The organism is Nonlabens sp. YIK11 (assembly GCF_001413925.1).
Classification (GTDB): Bacteria; Bacteroidota; Bacteroidia; order Flavobacteriales; family Flavobacteriaceae; genus Nonlabens.
The window spans coordinates 2,055,139-2,076,428 of the sequence record NZ_LBMJ01000001.1; the positions used below are offsets into that span (position 1 = coordinate 2,055,139).

Genomic DNA, 21,290 nt, shown 5'->3' on the forward strand with positions numbered 1-21,290 from the left:
GATCATGCGTTCTGTTTTGGTGAAAAACAAAAGCTTTAAGGGCTTTTGTTATTGGAAATAAAGGTTCTGTGGTTCATTTATTTGAATTTGAAAGAGCATTTTTAAGTGATTCCGTAAAACAAGTCGGCTTTTAAAAACTATGAATTATTTGTTGTTGAATAGCAAATGATTTTATGATAGTTCCAAATATTTCCTACAAAATCCCTTTCATTTATTATTTTATCATCCGTTAACAATTTAGGTTTAAAAATCAGATTAATCGATAAAGTGCATAAGGAGTGTTCAGTTTTGTTTGATTTAACCATTCTTAACGTATCAAATGTACTTATCTCAATATTTTTGTCCTACAACACTCTACTATGAAGTACTTTACGTTTTTTATTTTCACTTTTTTTTCTTTCCACTTGTTTTCCCAAGTAGGCATAGGTACAGTTAATCCAGACGCGTCAACTCTACTGGATGTTTCTTCTTCAAATAAAGGCGTCTTACTACCTAAAGTTGCCCTTACCAGTATTACAGATATTACGACTGTCTCAAATCCAGCTACGGGTTTGCTTGTTTATAACACGGCAAATGTCGCAGGTTTGAATGTAGGTTATACCTATTGGAATGGAACACGTTGGAACACCTTTGTGGATTTGAATACCGAGTCTGCTGACTGGACATTACAGGGTAACGATTTAAGTGGAAGTGAGTTTCTGGGAACCACTAATCCTCGAGCGCTTTTGTTCAAAGTAAACAATAACCAGATTGGACGCTTTGATCCCAATGGAGGTATAGCAATAGGATTAAATACCCAGGCAAAGGATAATAATTCTATAGCTATTGGGACTAATGCCAAAGCAATCACCAGTAATCAGGCACTTGCTATTGGGTATGGTGCTGACGCCTCAGCTTTTCAATCAACTTCAATAGGTTTAGGCAGTGAAGCTTCTCAAGACAGGAGTCTTGCAATAGGCAATACTAGCTCTGCATCAGGACAAAACAGTACGGCCTTAGGGGTAAGTGCAACAGCTTCTGCTCAAAATGCGATGGCAATGGGTAATGCATCATTAGCCAATAAAATTAATACGATTGCACTAGGTAACGACGCTCAAGCTACTGGTGTGCAGTCCATTTCAGTTGGTTTGACTTCAAGAGCCAGCTCTGATTATTCTGCAGCTTTTGGAACTTTTGCTAATGCGGCCAGTACTTTCACGGCAGCTTTTGGTTATGGAGCTAAGGCGACCGCTAACGGTTCTACTGCCTTTGGAGCAGGAGCAGAGGCCTCAAACAATAATGCAACCGCTTTTGCAAATAATGCGGTAGCATCTGGAAGCGGATCGACGGTGGTAGGGTTTGGGTCACAGGCTTCTGGCTTGTATGCCTCTATTTTAGGCTCTAACGCTAGAGCAAATGGAAATAATGCTATTGCCATAGGTGGTGGTGATCCAAATAACATTAATGGTGCGAATGCATCTGGCGCTGGCGCTATCGCCATGGGACATCTGTCCAAAGCTACTTCAATAAATGCCATGGCCATGGGGTTTAATTCAAATTCAAACGGAGAAGGTTCTATAGCCATAGGTGATCAAGCCTCGAATATAAATGGTGAGAGCATCGCCATTGGTAAAAACGCATCTTCCAGTTATAGGAATATTGCATTAGGTTTAAATACGTCAAGTAGAGCTGATAACTCTATCGCCATAGGCAATTCTGCCGCGACCGTTAATGATAGAGCTATCGCTATAGGTTTCAACTCTAGACCAACTGCCAATAATTCTATAGGTATAGGTTCCAATGCTGGTTCTTTAGGAAATCAATCTTTGGCTATCGGAAATTCTGCAAGCGCACAAGGTCAAGGAACTGTTGTGTTAGGTGATAATGCAAAAGTTATAGGAGATCCTTTATCAGGTCAATATTCTATTAGTATTGGTAAAGATGCCTCGATAACAGGACAAAACTCAACAGCCCTAGGTTCACGAGCAACGGTGACCGCAGATAATGCAACAGCCATAGGAACTGATGCGGTAGCCAGCCAGGCAAATACCATCATTCTTGGTAATGATGATAATGTTGGTATAGGAACTTCCACTCCAGACACCAAACTTCATGTAGTGGGGTCTGTAAAAATTGTTGACGGTACTCAAGGAGCTAATAAAGTATTAACTTCTGATGCTAATGGTGTAGCTAGTTGGCAACCCAATCTTAATGAAAAGGCATACGGAACCATATATAAGACCAGTACAATCGAACTTACAACTACAGGTTTAAAAACTGTTACCTTTGGTTCTAATACGAGTACTTCAAAAAATGTAAGCTTGCAAAACACGTATATAGAAGTCACTTCAGCAGGTGTTTATGCCATTTCTTACACCGCTGCGATCTCTTCCAGTAATGGAACGTCACGAAACCAACGATTTTATCTTTCGACTTCTACAGCAGCAGCCGATAAAATAGCCGGGAGCACTGTGAGTTTAAGTACCTCAGATGGCGGTGAACGCAATACTTCTTCAAAATCCATTATTAAAAATTTAGCCGCAGGCACTAGAATTCACTTATTGGTAGAATCGACAGATGGGGTTTCTTTGCTTGCTGATGAAAATTCACTTACGGTAAATAGGATAGAATAACATTTAAAAAAAAATTTTAGAGTAAAAGTGCCTCAGAAATCTGTTTCTTTTAGAATAACATATTTAAGGCAAACTGTTTTGTTAACAAGTACGCTTTCTTGTTTAAATTTTATTACTAAGAGCTGCAACGTCTTCCCCAATTCTCAAGTTTATGGAGAAGGTTACAGAAACACAACTACTGCTGTAAATAGTGCTGGAATCTATACTGTTGATTTTGACACCTCTGATCTTTCAAGTAACGTTATTTTAAATAACACAAATAATTATTTAGAAATAATTTTGCCAAGAGTCTATGAAGTATGATATGCGCTAAGCTTTCAAAAATTGAATACCGTTGACAAAGCAATTGATGCGTATGTAAGAATATGAAATACACCAATAGATAAAAGCTATATGTTTTCTGGTAATACTGACAATGTGCGTTTTGCGATGTCAAAAACGTTTCTTGTTACGTTAGCAGCTAATAATCGATTATTTCTCTCCTTTGTAAGTGGTGGAAATGATCTAACTCTTCGAAGAGGAACTTACCTGATGGTTAAAAAATTAATTGACGTTTAATTTCTCTTATCTATTATATAATATTAAGTATATCAGGTTCTCTGAATATGCGTTTAAATCAATGAATGAATAGGCAATAATGTTTCGAAATATTACAGCGTCTTATTTTCCTTTTTTTCTCTCAAAAAATACCACTGCAACCCAATAATGGTAATGCTATTATTAAATGCTCCTTCCAGGAGCATTTTTTTTGCCTCAGATTTTTTGATGCGTACGGTTTGAATGTCTTCTTTTTCGCTAGACTCGCCGCCACCAGACTCTGTTTGCTGGCTTTGGTTGACTTCCGTATAAAATAGATGGATTTGTTCAGAGCAGCCACCAGGTGATGGGAAGTAGGTATGTATCTTTTCTAAATGCTCGACTTCGTATCCTATTTCTTCTCGAGTTTCTCTTTTCGCGGAAGCGATATCAGTCTCACCTTTATCAATAGAACCGGCTACTAGCTCTAGCATCCAAGGCGCGTCGCGTCTAGCCGATGGATATCTAAATTGCCTGGTAAACAAAAAACTGTCCGTGTCTTTTTCATAGATCAATATGGCAACACTATCACCACGTTCCAGACATTCTCGAGTGGCTTGTATTTGATGGTCCTGATTAAAAGTGTCGTGGGTCACTTGAGCTTCCAGCACTTTTAAAAAACCTTTGTACACTATTTTTTCATCTTCAATTCGATAATCCATCCTGCCATTCTTTGGGTCTAAGATAAGTAGGCTGTGATTTATTTAATCGCTCTCAAATCCTTAAATTAGGGATCTCAAAAATTATCTATGAATCAAAAAATTATTTTGGCCATTCTTCTCTCGGGAACCATGGCTCTATCTAGTTGTAAAACCAATAAGTCAGTCGCTGCAAAATCTGCTACAGAGTCCACAAAATCTAAGGGTTCTGATGACGGAATGAAAGCGTATGATAAAGTGATCACCAAGGAGGCCAAGACAGATGAAGGTCTTTTCAAAGTGCATCAAGTGAAGGATAAGTATTATTACGAGATCCCTAACAACACACTTAAAAAAGACATGTTGCTGGTAAGTCGTATTGCACAAATTCCATCTAATCTAGGTGGTGGCTATATGAACGCCGGTAGTAAAACCAACGAGCAAGTGGTTTCTTGGGAACGTTTCCAGGATAAGATCTTGTTGAAAGTGAAGTCCTATTCAGAAATCACTAGAGACTCCACGGCTGCGATCACAAACTCGGTCAAGGTGAACAATTACGAGCCTACTCTTTACGCTTTTGATATTGAAACGGTGAGTAAGGATTCCACAGCTACCGTGATTGATGTGACAAAATTCTTTAGTTCTGATATTCCAGCATTGAGCGGTTTAAATTCCAGACTACGTTCTACTTACAAAGTGCGTAACCTAGACAGTGACCGTAGCTTTATCAATTCCATCAAGAGCTTTCCAGAAAATATTGAGGTGAAGCAAGATTTTACTTATAATGCAAGCGAGCCACCTTCCAATGGTTCTGTAGGCTCCATAAGCCTGCAGATGAATCAATCCATGATCTTGTTGCCAGAAGATCCTATGCAACCGCGTATTTATGATCCACGTGTAGGGTTCTTTACCATTGATCAGATTGATTATTCCAGCAGTGCCTTGAAAGCTGACGAGAACACCTACATACGTCGCTGGAGACTGGAGCCTAAAGATCCCGAAGCTTACGCGAGAGGCGAGCTGGTAGAGCCGGTAAAACCTATCGTTTATTACCTAGATCCCGGAACTCCAGAAAACTTGAAGGAATATATCAAACAAGGTATCGAGGACTGGCAAAAGCCTTTTGAAACAGCAGGTTTCAAAAATGCAATTATTGCAAAGGATGCTCCATCACCTGAAGAAGATCCAGAGTTTAGCCCAGAAGACATTCGTTATTCAGTAGTTCGTTACGTGGCCAGTACGACCAGAAATGCCGTAGGTCCTAGTGTAAGCGATCCACGATCTGGAGAGATCATTGAGAGTGACATCATCTGGTACCACAACCATTTAAGATCTTATAGAAACAGATACTTATTGGAAACGGGTGCTGCAAATCCGTCTGCGCGCACGTTGAATACTGATCCAGAAGAAATAGGAGAGATGATGCGCCAGGTGATTGCGCATGAAGTGGGACACGCCTTGGGCTTTCCACATAACATGGCTGCAAGTTTTGCATATGATGTAGAAGATTATCGCGACGGTAATTTCACACAGGAAAACGGTATCGCCGCCAGTCTTATGGATTATGCACGTTATAATTACATCGCACAACCAGGAGATGAGAATATTAGATTTGTACGTCAAATGGGACCTTACGATCACTATGCGGTGAATTGGGGTTATCGTGTGATTCCTAATGCCAGCACTCCAGAAGCCGAAGTGGAAACACTCAACAAATGGATTTTGGAAAAGGCTGGAGATCCCAAATATAAATTTGGTCGCCAGAGCAGCAGTTTTGATCCACAATCACAGACGGAAGCCATAGGTAACGACCCAGTAAAGGCAAGCACCTACGGAATCAAAAACCTAAAGTATGTGGCTAAAAATTTGCCTGAATGGACTTCAGACACCACTAATGATTATGATGATCTGGAAGAATTGTATGGCGAGCTTCTAGGAGTATGGAATCGTTATGTAGGTCATGTAGTCACTAATGTAGGTGGCGTCAATGAGGATCTCAAAAAGCCTAACCAACAGGGAATGGTTTACAGCAATGTGGACAAAGAAACCCAAAAGGAATCTGTTGAATGGTTGAATGAAAACGTATTCTCCACACCAGAATGGTTGATTGATCCCAGCATCGTCCAGAATATCGATTATGCTGGTTATGCAGAAACCATGAGAGCTGCGCAAGCGCGCCACTTGACTAATCTTTTAAGTCTGGACCGCATAGGTCGATTACTTAATGCAGAAACCGTCAACAGCGACTACTACAGCGCCATCAATCTATTTGATGACGCTAGAAAAGGCGTTTTTGCACCTAACGGCAAGCTTGATATCTATGAGAGAAACCTACAGCGTGCCTTTGTAGATCACATGTCATACCTCATGACAGGCGAGATGCAGCGCGGTAGACGTGGCGGTGACTATTATGATGTCAATCAGAGTGATGTACGTTCCATCGTACGCGGTGAACTCAATTCTTTACAGTCCACATTGCGCGGCAAGATGCGAGGTACAAACGATACGATTACAAAGTTTCACTATCAAGACTTATTGGCTAGGATAGATAATATCCTGAATCCCGAAAAGTAGATTCATTTTAATTTAAGAATAAAAGCAGGCCTTGATGGTCTGCTTTTTTTTGAGTTCGCTTTCGCGAAAGCGAAAACCCTTCAAGCCACTTTTCAATAAAAATATTAGGTTTTCATATCCAGCATCGTGCTACATAAAATTGGAAAAACTTAGAAAACATTGTGGTGGGTTTTACATTTAATAACCGAGCGCACCATTCAAAATTTGCTGAGACGTATTACCAAGGCAGCTGTAAATGCGCTACTTCTTTATCATAAAAATCTTCCAGATCCTTAATGGTACTAGCTGGCAAGGAAATGCGCGTGCTTTCTACATTTCTTCTTAATTGTTCCACACTAGTAGTTCCCGGAATCACGGTAGAAACGGCGTCGTAGGATCTGCAAAAAGCCAACGCCGACTCCAACAGCGAATGTTCATCGCCAACAATGGATTGGATCTTTTCTACCAAAAGAGCTCTGGTCTCGATATCTTTTGGGGACCATCTACTTCTGATGCCATCAAAGTGACTATGGGCGCTGTATTTCCCGGTGAGCCATCCAGAATCCAGTGGTATTTTGGCAATGATGCCTATGTTTTGTTTTTGGGCTTGATCAAAACCTTTTGCTGTATCTTGATGGAGCATATTGAAAAACACCTCGATCACTTTGGCATTGGTAGTATCCATCAAGGTTTTCATGTCCTCATAAGTGTCCAGAGAAGCGCCGTAGCCTTTTATTTTACCTTCTATAACTAATTGCTCCAGTATATCGTAATGATCGTTCTTAAAACCATCCAAATAGGAAGCTGGTGGGCTGTGGATGATCAAAGAATCTACATAATCCGTTTGCAATCTTTTTAAACTAGCTTCTAAGGAGGTTCTTATGTTCGCTGCATCAAAGTTGATTTGACCTTCCTTGGAATGGCCGAATTTGGTATTGATCACAATGTCACTGCGATTGACATTCTTTAGTGATTTGCCTAAGCGTTCCTCACTCGTTCCGTGCCCATAATTTGGCGCTGTGTCAAAAAAGTTGACTCCCAAATCCGTAGCTTCTTGAACCAAACGTATCGCATCTCGTTCGCTCATGTTTTTCCAACCAGATTGTGCTCCTAATTGCCAGGCTCCTAAACCAATTTCTGAAACTGGAACAGCACCAGCGATGTATTTTTTGTATTTCATTTTAGGAAATCATAGGAAATGGTTGACGTAAAGTTTTTTTGCTTTTTCTGCCTATAGGGCAAAGCAAGCGCAAAAGCAGATGAGTAATATTTTCCCTATAATCTATTCTCGATAATACTATCTACCACTTCTGGGTTCAATAGTGTTGAGATATCGCCCAGATCCTTTAGATCGCCTGCCGCTACCTTGCGCAGTATGCGGCGCATGATTTTACCAGATCGGGTTTTGGGTAGGCCAGTGGTGAATTGGATCTTCTCCAATTTTGCAATAGGTCCAATGCGCTCTGCAATCAATTGGTTGATTTCATTGCGCAGGTTGGTCGTGTCACGAGTTTCTCCAGCTTCTTTAAGAATGACAAAACCGTAAAGTGAGTTCCCTTTCACATCGTGCGGATATCCTACGATCGCACTTTCAGCGACGGCTGGATGCTCATTGATGGCATCTTCAATAGGTGCAGTTCCCAAATTATGACCAGACACAATAATAACGTCATCTACGCGTCCAGTAATTCTATAGTAACCAGTGGCATCGCGCAAGGCACCATCGCCAGTAAAATAATACCCAGGAAACGTGTCAAAATAGGTCGCTCGATAGCGCTCATGATTGCCCCATATGCTACGTGCGATTCCTGGCCATGGAAATTTAATGGTCAATCGACCATGGACTTGATTTCCTTTGATCTCTTTACCATATTCATCCATTAAGGTAGTCTGTATTCCAGGTAACGGTAAGGTCGCAAATGTAGGAACCGTAGGCGTTGCATAAGGAATAGGACTGATCATAATACCGCCGTTTTCTGTTTGGAACCAGGTATCCACGACAGGACAATTTTTGTGACCTATATTTTCATTATACCAGTGCCAAGCCTCTTCATTAATAGGCTCGCCTACGGTGCCTAGCACCTTGAGCGAACTCAAATCATTTTGTTGGGTGTAGCTTAGTTTTTCTTTGGCCAGTGCTCGTATAGCCGTTGGCGCCGTATAAAACTGATTGACTTTATGCTTTTCAACGACTTGCCAGAATCTACTATGGTCTGGATAGCTGGGAATTCCTTCAAAGAGTACGCTGGTCGCACCGTTTGCAAGTGGTCCATAAACAATATAACTATGGCCGGTAATCCAACCAATGTCTGCGCTACACCAATACACATCATGCTCTCTATACTGAAAGACATTTTTGAAAGTATAGGCGGCATAAATCATATAACCTGCCGTGGTGTGTAACATACCTTTAGGTTGACCTGTAGAACCGGAAGTGTATAGAATAAATAATGGGTCTTCAGCTTCCATTACCACGGGATCAAATTGGTCAGAAGCCTTTTCCAGCAGCGGTTCCAACCATTGATCACGACCGTCCTGCATGTGGATATCAGATTTGATGCGCTTCACCACAAGTACGGATTCAATCGTAGGTGTGTCCTTGAGCGCCTCGTCCACAATTCCTTTTAGGTCGATGGTTTTGGCGCCGCGATAGGAGCCGTCGCTCGTAATGAGAAGCTTGCATCCTGCATCATTTATCCTGCTGCGCAGAGCTGTGCTGGAGAATCCTGCAAAAACAATGGAGTGAATAGCGCCTATTCTTGCGCACGCCAGCATGGCGACGGCAAGCTGTGGTATCATAGGCAAATAAATACAAACACGATCACCGCGTTTTATGCCTTGATCCTTGAGAACATTGGCAAATTTGCAAACACGCTCGTGCAGGTTTTTATAGGTGATGTGCTCTGCCGGCTCGTTTGGGTCATTAGGTTCGAAAATGATGGCTGTTTGATCACCTCGAGTGTAAAGGTGTCGATCCAGACAGTTTTCTGTAATGTTGAGTTGGGCGCCTTGAAACCATTTGACTTCAGGTTTGGTGAAATCCCATTCCAGCACTTTGTCCCAGCGCTTGCGCCAGACAAAATTCTCTTCGGCGATTTCTTCCCAGAATTGTTCAGGATGATGGACACTCTTGCGATATACTTGAAAATATTCTTCTAATCCCTTGATGTGGTAATTACTCATGAGCACGACTTTAAGTACTCTAAAGTAAAAAATAAACCATAGACTTAATCACAAGACTTTGACAAGGAGCAGTTGAATTTTATAGTATCGAAAATTTAAACGGAAATCAAATTCTCAAATTAATTACCTACGTCGAAGTTTAATCAGTTTTTCAAGAGCCTATAATTCCTGTTTCGAACGGCAGTCGAGAAAAGGAATTTGTAGCAAATCATCTTAGGAACTAGAACCATATCTCGACTGTCGCTCGATACTGGTTTTAAATTCTCAAAAGCCAGACCTCTCTTCAAATTCGAAACGAGAAAAGGAATTTGTAGCAATTTATCTTGGGAACTAGAGCCATATATCGACTACCGCTCGATACTGGTTCTAAACGAATCAAAAATAAATATTTCGGAAAAAAAAAGGGAACAAAAGCCATATCTCGACTGCTGCTCAATACTGGTTTTCTTAATAGAATTTAGGTATGTGCCTGCTCGAGCGCAGGCGAAAGTTTTTTCCTAATGCAACCAAATATCAATAACGAAACTGAGATAATAATTATGAAATTAAATTGTAATTAGAGTATTTCTAAAAACGAATTTCTAATTTACCACATTACCACATTACCACATTACCACATTACCACATTACCACATTACCACATTACCACATTACCACATTACCACATTACCCTAAAACCTCGTTGAGCAATGCCGCCAGTCTGATACCTCCTTTTTGCAATTGGTTGCGTACGGTTTCAAAGTAGTCATACATGTAGCGATAGCCTAGCTTTTCACCTACTTCAGTATTGGCATAAATATCTTTAACCAGAACGCGACTGTCTTTCATCCAGTCACGGTGCGTGCCGCTGGCGATCGTTTTGCGTTCTTCTTTACTTAGTCGGTCTGCATTATTGGCTAGTTCTGTGTATGACATGCCGTAACTCTCAATCATTTTAGTATCCCAAACGCTGTGCAGGTTGGTGCCATCATTGTACCAGCGCACCTGGAAATCGTTACCGCCTTTATCTTCACCTATTCCTACGTGCATAGGTTGGTGCAAGTCGCCTACAAAATGGATGAGCATGCGCAAGTGAAAAGCCTTGTCTTTTTTTGTAGTTGTTTCTGATTGTAGAACACTGATGCATTTGTCAATACCTTGAATCACATCGCCTTGATCGTTGTGTTCATGGGTCTCATAGGTTTTGTCAAAAGGGACATTTACATAATGCCAAGGCCCGTAGGAACGATAGGCGTCATCACTTTTGATCTCATCTGCATAAGTGGATGCAAAGGCCAGCGATTCTCCATCCAACAGTTCGGCAATGGCTTTTTTAGCTTTTTTGTTCAAATATTTTTCGGCGATGGCTCCTGTGACTCTGTGACCGGTTTTTCCCCAATCATCTGCCTTAACCTGCACGGAAAGCAATAGCAACCCTACCAAAACCAAATATTTCATAACTCTCAAATTTTCTCGCAATTTAAATCTTATTGTAACGCCTTCACGTTACGTTATCATTAATAATCCACAGGTTTATGAAGTGATTGATGGTGATTGGTTTTAGTGACGCTTTCGCGAAAGCGAACTCTTCCAACATCCATCATGCAGCCTTAGGCTTCTTGCGTGGATCAAAGCACATCAACAACATCTTGTAAAGCTCTGGATGTTTGCGTTTCATGAGTTTGGGTCTGGAGAAAAAATACTCTGCAGCCACTGCAAAAAACTCGGCTTGATTGGTGCCACCGTATTTCCTGATATCTGATTTATTGCTGTCGATTGACTCCATTTCCTTGTGCATCAAGTTGATCCATGGCAAGACATAAGATTTTTCCAGCAGGCGCTCTGGAACGCCATCTGTCTCGCCATCTACCTTGTCGATCAAATGCACAAACTCGTGAATGCCCGTATTGTGTTTGTCGCTGTTGTTCTCAAAACCGTGGTGTAGGGAAGACCTGGACAGGATCATCTGGTTCTCATAACGGCCATTGCCCACCATGCCACCTATCATGCGATCTGGATGCTCCTGGTCAAAATTCATGTCTTCATTAAAATTATCTGGATACAATACGACACCGGTCAAATTTTCATAATGCCATTCCTTGAATTTAAAAACCGGTATGACGGCGCTGGCGGCCACGAGAACGGTATCCAATTCTTCCAGCTCAAAGCCTACGGCTTCTACATAAGTTTCTTCCAGAAACAGCATCATGCGATTACGGAATCTCTTTTGGGCAATAGCGCTCAATTCCTTGTAGAATACAACGTGGTCCAGCAGCAGTTTATGCCAGGATTCTGGATGGGTAGTGGTTCTAGGATCTGGAGCTCTAAAAACGAAAAAATAGAGCGCCGCGCCAGCGAGCAGCAGTAAAGGCAGAATGTATAACACGAGCTTGTTTTAATACCAAAAATACCAGGCTGGTCTACGTGTTTGTCTTAAGGTTTTAAGAATTAAGATTTCCCAATGTATCCTGCTCGATTTTCTTGCGCTGCGCGTCACGTTGTTTTTGAAAACCATTCAAAAAATTACGCAGATATTGATCATTGAGCGGCATGTATTTGGGATGTTTGGGATTTCTAAAAAATGCGCTAAGCTCTGTGGCGCTTACTTTTTGACCACCCAATTTCATCAAATAAACCATCTCGTCAGACTTAAAGTTGAAAGCGATTTTGAGTTTTCTCAAAATGATATTGTTGTCCAAGACAACTTCAGCCACTGGAGTCTGTCCATCTTTTTTGCCTCGATAGTTGACGATCACACCGTTGAGGAATGTGGCTAGGTTCTCATCAATGACCACATCAAAAGCCTCGTCTTCTTCCTTTTTGAGCCAGTCGCTCACTTCTGCTCTGGAAACAGGTTCACCACCTTTAGCATACATATCCATCATCGCATCGTCGCTTAGGTTCAAGATGTAGCGCAGCCGGCGTAAGATGTCATTGTTGTCCATGAAGATTTTTTATTTGAAAAGACAAAGATAGGATTTCGCTTTCGCTTTCCTGCTGTCTTGCAAACAGGTGTAAGAGCTGACTTTCCAATTCACTAAATCAAATTAAACCGTTAATCGAATGTAGTTGTGGACGGATTTAAAGTATTTTAAAATCGATCCATCTATGCTTTTCTCAAGATTGCCATAAGGATAAAATATATAAATAACTGACTATCAGTAATATAAAAAAATAGTTGAAATCTTAAAACCTTTTAATTGTCTGACAAACAGTACTGTAAGAATATTCAGCAGCTGTTAAAATCTTTGATTTTTCGAGATCAAAAACGTATTTAGACTATGTAAATTTTTAGATTTGTATCTATTATTAGGTAAGTGGTAACCCTGTTTCTTGAAACAATTTTTATTACCCATTCCTACAAATAATAGAGAATGTAATTGAGTTATATCCCCTAAATGTGACTACCGATAGTTCGTTCAATTAAAAGAAAAGTGATATGATTTCAAAAATTACTAGAATATCTATTTTACTGTTCCTATCGTTTACGAGTTTTGTCCTAGGACAAGTTGGTGTCAATACGACAAATCCACAAAATGACCTTCATGTAAATGGTGGCGTACGTATAACGACTGCAAACGCAGGCTCTGAGACAGACGCGTCTCAAAGAATACTCGCTAGAGATACTAACGGTGACCTTGTTAATGTGACTCGTGATCAAGCGCTGGAAAATGCAGGAATTCCTAGGGTCGTATATAGTTCTAAATACGCCTTCAACGGCGGTACTCCATTTTTCGGATCGTGTAACCCGTGTGCTGCAAATGAACTTTTAAACTTATATCTAGTCAACGGTGTTGTAGAGGTAAATAACAACACCTATATCCAATTAGATCAAGGTACCGCAATTAATGGTGATGAATCGTTTGTTATAAATGAAGAAGGTTTTTTCACTTTTGATTTACAAACGTCCATATCGTTGGTACAGAGTAGTATCTATTATATCAATTTTAGAATTAGGGTTGAAAGAGCCACAGGTGTTATTGAGAATGATATTTTACGTGTTTATGCTGGATCTCCTGCAAATACAGGAAATGGACAGATAGGGCAGCCTATAAATTTTAAAGACGTTAGAAGATATTATCCTGGTGATCGCATCAGCTTTGCATTTTCTCCAGCTTTCGGTAGTAATGCTATTTCTAATGGGACGCCTACGGGCTCTTCTTATGGTGCACAACTGATTGTTTCACGATTTAATTAAACCACTTACGATTTTTTTTACATTTAGTTAGCGTTTTTGTAGATGTTCCCATCTTTCATTACGAATGTCACGTTTCTCATAACGCCGATGTTCTTTGAAGGATCACCATCTACGGCAATAAGATCCGCCAGATATTTGGGTTGAATGTTACCCAATTGGTTCAAATGAAAGATGCTTGCATTTCCCGAGGTCGCCGTTTTTAACACTTCTAGCGGTTCCATCCCATAATCGACCATCAATTCCAATTCTCGATAGTTCTCACCGTGAGAATACACACCTACATCACCACCGAAGGCGATGGTCACGCCGCTTTTCAAAGCCATCGCAAAAGACTTGCGTTTATTGACGATACGTTCAGGTTCTGGATCTACCTTTTTGTTCCAGCCAGAGTACTGTGATATGGCATCACCAGCCGCTAAGGTAGGACATAAAGCAACGTTGTTCTTTTTCATTAATTCATAAATCTCCATTGTGGCGTCATCACCGTGTTCAATGGTTTCCACTCCAGCGAGAATAGCCCTGCGCATTCCTTCAGGTGTGCTGGCGTGAGCAACCGCATACGTTCCTGCGCTTTTAGCAGTTTCTACCATTAATTTCATTTCTTCCATAGAAAATGTGGGTTGGGATGCCGCGCCGGCTTGCCATCTATAGTCGGCATAAATTTTTATGAAATCAGCACCATTGCCTATCTGGCGGCGTACGGTGGCGATCACATCGTTACCGCTTGCTTCTTCTGCGCCCAGCGGTACGGTAACACCGTCGTGAAAACCTTTGGGTCCATAGGCACCTGTTGCAACAATGGCCGGTCCAGCGACGAGCAGTCGTGGACCAGGAATGATTCCTTCTTCAATACTTTTCTTAATATAAACATCACTGTACCCAGCACCTTCTGAGCCTAGGTCTCTCATCGTAGTTACTCCAGCCATAAGCGATGCCTTTACATGATTTGTCGCTCTTATAGACCGCTCTACAGGCGATTCCTTGAGCACTTGATCGTTCCAAGAAGTCTCATTGTAGGGATGCAATAAAATATGGGAATGTCCTTCTATCAATCCAGGCATAAGGGTCATTCCAGGCAATTCTATCTCCTCGGTACCTACAGCTGCGTCTAGTCCTGATCTTGAACCCGCATACTCGATAACGTTCCCGTTTACCAACACTACCCAATTCTCATGCATAGACATTCCATCAAATACTCGTTCTGGTATCAATAAGGTTTGTGCCGTGGTGAATTGAATTATCAATAGGAACAGGAGTTGAAGCAAGTTTTTCATAGACCTCTAAATTAGCGAAATGAAATGGTTTTCTGATTCGATTTAGGCCGTTGTTGATTTCGCTTTCGCGAAAGCGAACTTTTTCAAAAACACATCAATTTTCTAAAGTTTTGGATTACTTCTTTCATCTGCTTAAAACCATTACCGCTAAAGATCATCGGGTTTCGCGTTATTAATTAAACGAATGCAATATTCATTGTTTGAGATCCTTTTTGTTATAACATAAGTTTGGCAAGTGCTGGTTATGTCGAGTCGTACATTTGTATCGCGCACGATATAAATTCTAAATGCGAGATTAATTCGACTTATGATAGATCAAAAACCACATACCGATGCACTGAAACTGGGCAATCAAATGTGTTTTCCTATCTACTCGGTTTCCAGGTTGATTACCAAAGCTTACAAGCCCTATCTCGATAAAATGGGGTTGACTTATCCTCAATATCTGGTCATGTTGGTGCTTTGGGAGCAAGATCAAGTATCTGTAAATTATATATCAGAAAAGTTATTGCTCAATACCAACACTTTATCACCGCTGCTGCAACGTATCGAAAATCAAGGATGGATCGATCGCAATCGCTGTAAGGATGATGAGCGCAGCGTGATCATTTGCTTATCAGAAAAAGGAAAGGAGCTTAAGGAAACTGCTGCTAGTATCCCTAATGAGATGCTGGAATTGCTCATGACAGAGAACGTCACATTACCTGAAATCAAACATTTGAAGAATATCCTGGACAACTGGATGGATGCGCTTACCTCTAAAGAAGAACATAATAATAGAAAACAATAAAATGAATTTAATAGAAAATTTGAAGTGGCGTTATGCCGCCAAAGCCATGAATGGCGAGAAAGTATCTCAAGATAAAATTGACCGTATACTGGAAGCAGTACGCTTAGCACCAACGTCTAGCGGATTGCAACCTTTTGAGGTGATGGTAATTACCAATCAAGAAATCAAGGAAAAGATCAAGCCTGTCGCGTGGAATCAATCTACCGTGACCGACTGTTCTCATCTATTGGTTTTTGCCGCTTGGGACACTTACACTAAAGAACGAATCAATCACATGTTTGATTTGACCAATGAGATACGCGGTTTCAAAAATGAAGGTTGGGAAAACTACCGTCAACAATTGTTGAACTCATATCCACAAAAGGATGCTGAGGAGAATTTCAACCATGCAGCAAAACAAGCCTACATAGGTCTTGCACATGCTTTGATGGCAGCCGCAGAGGAGAAAGTGGATTCTGTACCTATGGAAGGTTTTGATGCAGATGCAGTGGACAAGATCCTAGGTTTGAGAGAAAAAGGATTGCGCAGTGCGGTTCTGCTTCCCATAGGCTATCGAGAAGCTTCAGAGGACTGGTTGTCTGATCTGGTCAAGGTGAGAAAACCTATGGAAGAAATGGTTACCGTCATTGATTAAATGAATTGAATTAGAAAATACCGCTATGATTTAAGCGGACTTAATTAGAAACTTAAAAACAACATTATGAAAGTATTATTTGTATTGACATCACATGATAAATTAGGAGACACAGGCAAAAAGACCGGTTTCTGGGTAGAAGAGTTTGCTGGACCGTATTACACATTAAAAGATAAGGGCGTTGAGATCACGCTTGCAACTCCTAAAGGAGGAAAAGCACCTATCGACCCTAGTAGTGATACTGAAGACGCTTCTACAGAATCTACCGAGCGTTTTCACAACGATAAGGAAGCACAGGAAAGAATCAACACCACTCACAAATTGAACGATGTAAACGCCTCAGATTACGATGCGGTGTTCTATCCAGGTGGTCATGGACCATTATGGGATCTTGCTAACGATGCGACTTCTATCAAATTGATCGAGACCTTTAACGAGCAGGAAAAGCCGGTAGCCTTTGTTTGTCACGCACCGGCAGCCTTGAAAAATGTGAAGGGAACTGATGGCAAACCTTTAGTAAAAGGCAAAAAAGTCACTGGATTCACCAATTCTGAAGAGAAAGCGGTGGAATTGGTAGATGTAGTTCCTTTTCTGGTAGAGGATATGTTGAAAGAAAATGGCGGTATCTATTCCAAAGGCGATGACTGGTCAGAATATGCATTGCAGGATGGTCATTTGATCACGGGTCAAAACCCAGCGTCCTCCAAGAAAGTGGCAGAGATGCTATACGCTTCAGTGAAGTAATTTTAAACCCATCTGAACAAAGCCCATACGATAACGTATGGGCTTTTTTATTGAAGTCAAGTTACAAAGTGAGATGTTGGAGATAATATCGCTCTAGCGCCTGCCTGCCGAATAGGCAGGAAAGCGATCTCATGTTCAAAATTCAAATATGGAATAATTCGGCGATGCTTTCCAGCAAACCAATCGCTGGTGAAGTGGCGAGGCATTCCTTGCAGTCGGCATAGGTAAAAAGACAATCGATCGTATCTGTGAGCATGTGAAACAACAAACCGATGCCTATAATGCGCAATGGGCCTTTAAAGAATAGTAGTACAACGTACAAGATCATGGCGTAGTAGGTATGTAGCAAGTGAAAATTAATGCTACATCGATCTGCCTGAAAAATGGGATCAGCCAGCAGGTGATCCAGATCTACCAGCATGGTAGCCAGTAGTATCAAAAAAGCTTTCTTCCATTGAGATCTAAAAAAGACAAAAGCGATCACCAACGGCGCTCCAAAGTGCAAGAAGTAATGGACAAAGGTTTGCATGAGTCGCTCGTCTTGAATCGGCTAATGTAGTACTTTGATTCCTTAGAAATACACCAAGTCACTGATGCAGTGTTTTGAAAAACTAGTCCAGATCTTCAACCTCCAAAACCTCACCATACGTGGTTACCCAAATACCGTTATCAAATTCTATGATGCCGTAATCGCTATGGTAAAAGGCTGTTCCCAACCATGTCGTTTTTTCAATCCCGACGACATAATCTGGTAGGCAAATAACATTACCATCTTGCTCGACCTCTGTAAAACCATCATCACAAGGCGTGGAATCGCAGGACATGAATAAGGTTACGGAAATAAACAAAAGTGCTGTTTTGAAGTAGTTGTGTGACATAAAATGTAAAAAAGCAGCAAATCTAAGGCTCAAATGGGAAAATCAAAAATGTATCTGGATAAGTGCTGAATCCGCAGGTTGCTGGTAAATCAGTCCTTTTTGAAGTGCGAGAGATACACATCTACCACGGGTTCTTCAATATTCTCATCATATTCATATTCCCAGTGGAATAGAACACTTTCGGCGTGATCTACGTCTGTGGTTGAGAAACATCGCTGACATTTTTGCGCGAGTTTAGGATCGCTCTTAAAGACAGACCCTATACGTAATCTAAACACATTGAGTGGAGTAGTGATGCCCAGTAGCACTCCTACAAGCGCGATGGTTTCGATTTCATTTGCAGGGCATTTTTCTAGAATATGGCGATCATTATCAGTAATCTCCATTTCATTTTCAAAATAATGCTGAAGAATACGGCGTTTTTCATAGGTGACTATGGGATCGAGAAACAAGGCCTTATTATCTTCAATCGAAAGGGAAAAATCCATCGTACATTTTTAGCTTGATTTTTTCAAAAGTAACACTTCTTGCTACTCTAGTTTTGGCATAAAAAATCCACTCTTTGATGGCCACCAAGGTTAAGGTAACTACCAAAGAATGGGTGTACTGTAAAGCTGGAGGTTATTGCGTTTTCGCTTTAAGCGAAAGGTGCATAATCACGGCCTTCGTGCTGTATGGAAACCCATTGTAACCTGGTAAATTCTTCAAGGATGAACTCACCGTTGAAACGGCCTATACCAGAACCTTTCTCGCCACCAAAAGGCACATTGGGCTCATCATTAACGGTCTGATCATTGATGTGAATCATACCTGTTTCTACCTTTCTGGCAAAGGCAACACCTTTTTCAATGTCTATAGTGTGCAGCGCTCCGCTCAATCCAAAGTCCTTGCTATTGGCTATCTTGAGTGCATCTTCTTCCTTCTTGAAGCGAATGATCGCCGCAACTGGACCAAAGATCTCGTTAGCAGCAATAGGCATATCGTCCGTCACGTGATCCAAAATGGTGGGATGCATTAAAGTCCCTTCAACCTTGCCGTCCAGGACGAGTTTGGCGCCAGCGTCGATGCTCTTCTTTAAATCTTCCTGGATGCGCTCTACTTGATCGGTATCGATAAGTGGACCTATGGTAACTTTTTCGTCAGATGGATCACCAGCTTTGAGCTTTTTGGCTTTTTTGACAAACAGATCCACAAACTCATCGGCAATATCTTCTTGCACGACTATACGGTTGATGGACATACATATCTGGCCTTGGTGCATGAATTTTCCAAAAAGTGCGGCATCGACGGCTTTTTCTACATCTGCATCCTTCATTACGATAAATACATTATTGCCGCCCAATTCCAATGCTACTTTTTTGAGCGCTTCACCAGCGATTTTCCCGATGTTTCGACCTACTGGTGTAGATCCCGTAAATGAAATCAATTGCGGCGTTTCATGAGCCACGAAGTAATCACCAATCTCGGAACCTTTACCAACAACCACGTTACAAACGCCTTTAGGCAATCCAGCTTCTTCAAAAAGCTTGGCGATTAATATGGCGCCAGTCACTGGAGTCTGTGATGCGGGTTTAAGTACTAGTGTATTTCCCAAGGCTATAGCTGTGACGACAGATCTTATGGAAAGATTCATAGGGAAATTCCATGGGCTTATGATTCCCATGACGCCTATGGGTCTGCGATATACACGGTTTTCCTTTCCTGGAATGGAAGAGTGCATGATAAAGCCATGCGATCGAGTAGGGAATGAGGCAGCTTCTTTGATGATGGCTTGGCAAATCTGTATTTCTACAGCTGCTTTTACCGTGGTACTACCAGCTTCCTTGATCAACCATTCCATGATCTTTTCCTTATTCTTTTCCAGAACCTCGCTGAACTTCATCACGATTTTGGACCGTTCTTGTGGTAAGGCGTTGGCCCAAGAAGTGGACGCATCTTTTGCAGCTTTGTAGGCCTTATCTACATCACTTTTTGAAGCTGCTTTTATTTCTTGCAGTTTCTCTTGATTGTAGGGATTTTTATTGATGATCACGTCATCGTCGCTACCGTCGACCCATGATCCATTGATATATTGTTTATTTAAGTTTTTTGAGAAATCCATAAGGAGTTTTTAAAAGGTTAGAATAGGTTTGATGGCTTTGCCGGCCTCCATTTGCTCGATAGCATCGTTGATGTCTTCAAAATCAAATTTGGTTACCAATTTGTCGATTGGGAACTGGCCATTCTGGTAATATTCTATCAAGCGAGGTATGAATACATCTGGAATACTGTCGCCTTCTACGACACCAATGATTTGTTTACCCCAAACCAAAACCTCATTCACATCAATAGGAGCAGTCTCGCCCATAGGTGGTGCGCCTACAACAGCTACTTTACCTTTCCAGCGCAGAGCGCTTACCGCTTGTGCAAGTACGGCAGGAATCCCGGAAGTCTCTGCGGCATAATCCACACCTTGAGCAGTAAGTTCCTTGATTTTTTCAACCACATTTTCTTCTTGGTCACTGTTGACCGTATGCGTCGCACCTAATTCCTTGGCAAGTTTCAAACGGTCTGCATTGATATCGACGGCGATGATGGTCTGGCAACCACAAATTTTTGCTGCCATGATGGCTGATAAACCTACAGATCCAGCTCCAAAAACGGCAATGGTACTACCGGCAGTTGGCTTTAAAGAATTAATCACCGCACCTGATCCAGTTTGGATTCCGCAACCAAGTGGCCCTAACATTTCGATAGGAGCATCTTTAGTTACTTTTACAACATTGCGTTCTGTGGCGATGGAAAATGTGGCAAAGGAAGATTGCTGGAAAAAGCGGCTATGCACTTCTTCTTTTGATTGATCGATGGCTTCTTCATCAGAATCCAATCGTTCACCGCCAAAATTAAGTCCGAAGAATTTCTCACAGTATTGCGGAGTTCCTTCTAGACACGTACGACAAGTACCGCAGGAACCATAGGTGAGTACCACGTGATCTCCTTTTTGTACTTTTTTAACTTGGCTACCTACTTCTTTGACCACACCAGAGCCTTCATGCCCTAAAATCATGGGTAATGGCACATCATAGGATTGGTCTCTGGCGGTTAAATCTGTATGACAAATCCCAGCGCCTTTAATCTCTACGAGCACTTCGTTAGGTTGTAAGTCCTTTAATTTAAGGGACTTCATATTGAATTTCCCTTCTTTCTGTTCGACGACAGCGGCTTTAATATCTTTCATGAGGCTTCTTTTTT

Annotated in this window: 18 protein-coding genes; 6 read left to right on the forward strand and 12 right to left on the reverse strand. The window is 41.3% G+C overall.

Annotation, left to right across the window (positions count from 1 at the left end):
• Positions 1–359 precede the first annotated feature (359 nt).
• Positions 360–2,612 (forward strand): hypothetical protein, encoded by a 2,253-nt coding sequence (locus tag AAU57_RS09235; protein WP_055412634.1) that lies wholly within the window; start codon positions 360–362, stop codon positions 2,610–2,612.
• A gap of 650 nt (positions 2,613–3,262) precedes the next feature.
• On the opposite strand, the gene AAU57_RS09240 is transcribed toward AAU57_RS09235, so the two are convergent.
• On the reverse strand, positions 3,263–3,850 hold the full coding sequence (locus tag AAU57_RS09240) for an NUDIX domain-containing protein (protein WP_055412635.1): 588 nt from the start codon (positions 3,848–3,850) through the stop codon (positions 3,263–3,265).
• An 87-nt stretch (positions 3,851–3,937) separates the two neighbouring features.
• Here AAU57_RS09240 and AAU57_RS09245 point away from each other — a divergent pair, with 87 nt between their 5' ends.
• Positions 3,938–6,400: a zinc-dependent metalloprotease gene (locus tag AAU57_RS09245; RefSeq protein WP_055412636.1), complete on the forward strand. Its 2,463-nt coding sequence runs from the start codon at positions 3,938–3,940 to the stop codon at positions 6,398–6,400.
• 217 nt (positions 6,401–6,617) lie between these two features.
• On the opposite strand, the gene AAU57_RS09250 is transcribed toward AAU57_RS09245, so the two are convergent.
• The 5 genes from AAU57_RS09250 to AAU57_RS09270 all read right to left on the reverse strand — a co-directional run bounded on the left by AAU57_RS09250 (position 6,618) and on the right by AAU57_RS09270 (position 12,486).
• Entirely contained in the window at positions 6,618–7,559 is a 942-nt protein-coding gene (locus tag AAU57_RS09250) for an aldo/keto reductase (protein ID WP_055412637.1), read from the reverse strand.
• A gap of 95 nt (positions 7,560–7,654) precedes the next feature.
• Positions 7,655–9,562 carry an acetate--CoA ligase gene (gene acs, locus AAU57_RS09255; RefSeq protein ID WP_055412638.1) on the reverse strand — a complete coding sequence of 636 codons (1,908 nt, stop codon included), beginning with the start codon at positions 9,560–9,562 and terminating at the stop codon, positions 7,655–7,657.
• Between the two features lie 666 nt (positions 9,563–10,228).
• Positions 10,229–10,999 carry a S1/P1 nuclease gene (locus AAU57_RS09260; protein ID WP_055412639.1) on the reverse strand — a complete coding sequence of 257 codons (771 nt, stop codon included), beginning with the start codon at positions 10,997–10,999 and terminating at the stop codon, positions 10,229–10,231.
• Positions 11,000–11,141: 142 nt separating this feature from the next.
• Complete coding sequence (locus tag AAU57_RS09265; protein ID WP_055412640.1) at positions 11,142–11,927, reverse strand: zinc-dependent peptidase; 786 nt, start codon at positions 11,925–11,927, stop codon at positions 11,142–11,144.
• Between the two features lie 55 nt (positions 11,928–11,982).
• Positions 11,983–12,486: a DUF1456 family protein gene (locus AAU57_RS09270; protein WP_055412641.1), complete on the reverse strand. Its 504-nt coding sequence runs from the start codon at positions 12,484–12,486 to the stop codon at positions 11,983–11,985.
• Between the two features lie 494 nt (positions 12,487–12,980).
• On the opposite strand from AAU57_RS09270, the gene AAU57_RS09275 reads away from it, so the two are divergent.
• Entirely contained in the window at positions 12,981–13,739 is a 759-nt protein-coding gene (locus tag AAU57_RS09275) for a hypothetical protein (protein ID WP_055412642.1), read from the forward strand.
• Positions 13,740–13,762: 23 nt separating this feature from the next.
• Here the strand turns inward: AAU57_RS09275 and AAU57_RS09280 are convergent, their stop codons facing one another.
• Positions 13,763–15,013 (reverse strand): metal-dependent hydrolase family protein, encoded by a 1,251-nt coding sequence (locus AAU57_RS09280; protein WP_055412643.1) that lies wholly within the window; start codon positions 15,011–15,013, stop codon positions 13,763–13,765.
• A 307-nt stretch (positions 15,014–15,320) separates the two neighbouring features.
• Between AAU57_RS09280 and AAU57_RS09285 the strand changes: the two genes are divergently transcribed.
• From AAU57_RS09285 to AAU57_RS09295, 3 genes are all read left to right on the forward strand, one after another.
• On the forward strand, positions 15,321–15,803 hold the full coding sequence (locus AAU57_RS09285) for a MarR family winged helix-turn-helix transcriptional regulator (protein ID WP_055412644.1): 483 nt from the start codon (positions 15,321–15,323) through the stop codon (positions 15,801–15,803).
• A gap of 1 nt (position 15,804) precedes the next feature.
• A complete protein-coding gene (locus tag AAU57_RS09290; RefSeq protein ID WP_055413728.1) occupies positions 15,805–16,437 on the forward strand; it encodes an NAD(P)H-dependent oxidoreductase in 633 nt (210 codons plus the stop codon).
• A gap of 66 nt (positions 16,438–16,503) precedes the next feature.
• Positions 16,504–17,181, forward strand: a complete 678-nt coding sequence (locus AAU57_RS09295) for a type 1 glutamine amidotransferase domain-containing protein (protein ID WP_055412645.1) — start codon at positions 16,504–16,506, stop codon at positions 17,179–17,181.
• 142 nt (positions 17,182–17,323) lie between these two features.
• Here AAU57_RS09295 and AAU57_RS09300 read toward each other — a convergent pair whose 3' ends face one another.
• The 5 genes from AAU57_RS09300 to AAU57_RS09320 form a co-directional block, all read right to left on the reverse strand.
• Positions 17,324–17,710, reverse strand: coding sequence for a DUF6122 family protein (locus AAU57_RS09300; RefSeq protein WP_055412646.1), 387 nt, complete (start codon positions 17,708–17,710; stop codon positions 17,324–17,326).
• An 82-nt stretch (positions 17,711–17,792) separates the two neighbouring features.
• A complete protein-coding gene (locus tag AAU57_RS09305) occupies positions 17,793–18,029 on the reverse strand; it encodes a hypothetical protein (protein ID WP_156340090.1) in 237 nt (78 codons plus the stop codon).
• A gap of 119 nt (positions 18,030–18,148) precedes the next feature.
• Positions 18,149–18,547 carry a hypothetical protein gene (locus AAU57_RS09310; RefSeq protein ID WP_055412648.1) on the reverse strand — a complete coding sequence of 133 codons (399 nt, stop codon included), beginning with the start codon at positions 18,545–18,547 and terminating at the stop codon, positions 18,149–18,151.
• A 149-nt stretch (positions 18,548–18,696) separates the two neighbouring features.
• On the reverse strand, positions 18,697–20,160 hold the full coding sequence (locus AAU57_RS09315) for an aldehyde dehydrogenase family protein (protein WP_055412649.1): 1,464 nt from the start codon (positions 20,158–20,160) through the stop codon (positions 18,697–18,699).
• Positions 20,161–20,169: 9 nt separating this feature from the next.
• A complete protein-coding gene (locus AAU57_RS09320; protein WP_055412650.1) occupies positions 20,170–21,276 on the reverse strand; it encodes an NAD(P)-dependent alcohol dehydrogenase in 1,107 nt (368 codons plus the stop codon).
• Positions 21,277–21,290: the final 14 nt, after the last annotated feature.

Excerpts from the sequence above, each read along its gene's own strand:
- AAU57_RS09245 (WP_055412636.1), top strand. The coding sequence starts at position 3,938 with ATGAATCAAAAAATTATTTTGGCCATTCTTCTCTCGGGAACCATGGCT.
- AAU57_RS09310 (WP_055412648.1), bottom strand. The coding sequence starts at position 18,547 with ATGGATTTTTCCCTTTCGATTGAAGATAATAAGGCCTTGTTTCTCGAT.
- AAU57_RS09260 (WP_055412639.1), bottom strand. The coding sequence starts at position 10,999 with ATGAAATATTTGGTTTTGGTAGGGTTGCTATTGCTTTCCGTGCAGGTT.
- AAU57_RS09300 (WP_055412646.1), bottom strand. The coding sequence starts at position 17,710 with ATGCAAACCTTTGTCCATTACTTCTTGCACTTTGGAGCGCCGTTGGTG.
- AAU57_RS09235 (WP_055412634.1), top strand. The coding sequence starts at position 360 with ATGAAGTACTTTACGTTTTTTATTTTCACTTTTTTTTCTTTCCACTTG.
- acs (WP_055412638.1), bottom strand. The coding sequence starts at position 9,562 with ATGAGTAATTACCACATCAAGGGATTAGAAGAATATTTTCAAGTATAT.
- AAU57_RS09275 (WP_055412642.1), top strand. The coding sequence starts at position 12,981 with ATGATTTCAAAAATTACTAGAATATCTATTTTACTGTTCCTATCGTTT.
- AAU57_RS09250 (WP_055412637.1), bottom strand. The coding sequence starts at position 7,559 with ATGAAATACAAAAAATACATCGCTGGTGCTGTTCCAGTTTCAGAAATT.
- AAU57_RS09285 (WP_055412644.1), top strand. The coding sequence starts at position 15,321 with ATGATAGATCAAAAACCACATACCGATGCACTGAAACTGGGCAATCAA.
- AAU57_RS09280 (WP_055412643.1), bottom strand. The coding sequence starts at position 15,013 with ATGAAAAACTTGCTTCAACTCCTGTTCCTATTGATAATTCAATTCACC.
- AAU57_RS09240 (WP_055412635.1), bottom strand. The coding sequence starts at position 3,850 with ATGGATTATCGAATTGAAGATGAAAAAATAGTGTACAAAGGTTTTTTA.
- AAU57_RS09290 (WP_055413728.1), top strand. The coding sequence starts at position 15,805 with ATGAATTTAATAGAAAATTTGAAGTGGCGTTATGCCGCCAAAGCCATG.
- AAU57_RS09270 (WP_055412641.1), bottom strand. The coding sequence starts at position 12,486 with ATGGACAACAATGACATCTTACGCCGGCTGCGCTACATCTTGAACCTA.
- AAU57_RS09295 (WP_055412645.1), top strand. The coding sequence starts at position 16,504 with ATGAAAGTATTATTTGTATTGACATCACATGATAAATTAGGAGACACA.
- AAU57_RS09315 (WP_055412649.1), bottom strand. The coding sequence starts at position 20,160 with ATGGATTTCTCAAAAAACTTAAATAAACAATATATCAATGGATCATGG.
- AAU57_RS09320 (WP_055412650.1), bottom strand. The coding sequence starts at position 21,276 with ATGAAAGATATTAAAGCCGCTGTCGTCGAACAGAAAGAAGGGAAATTC.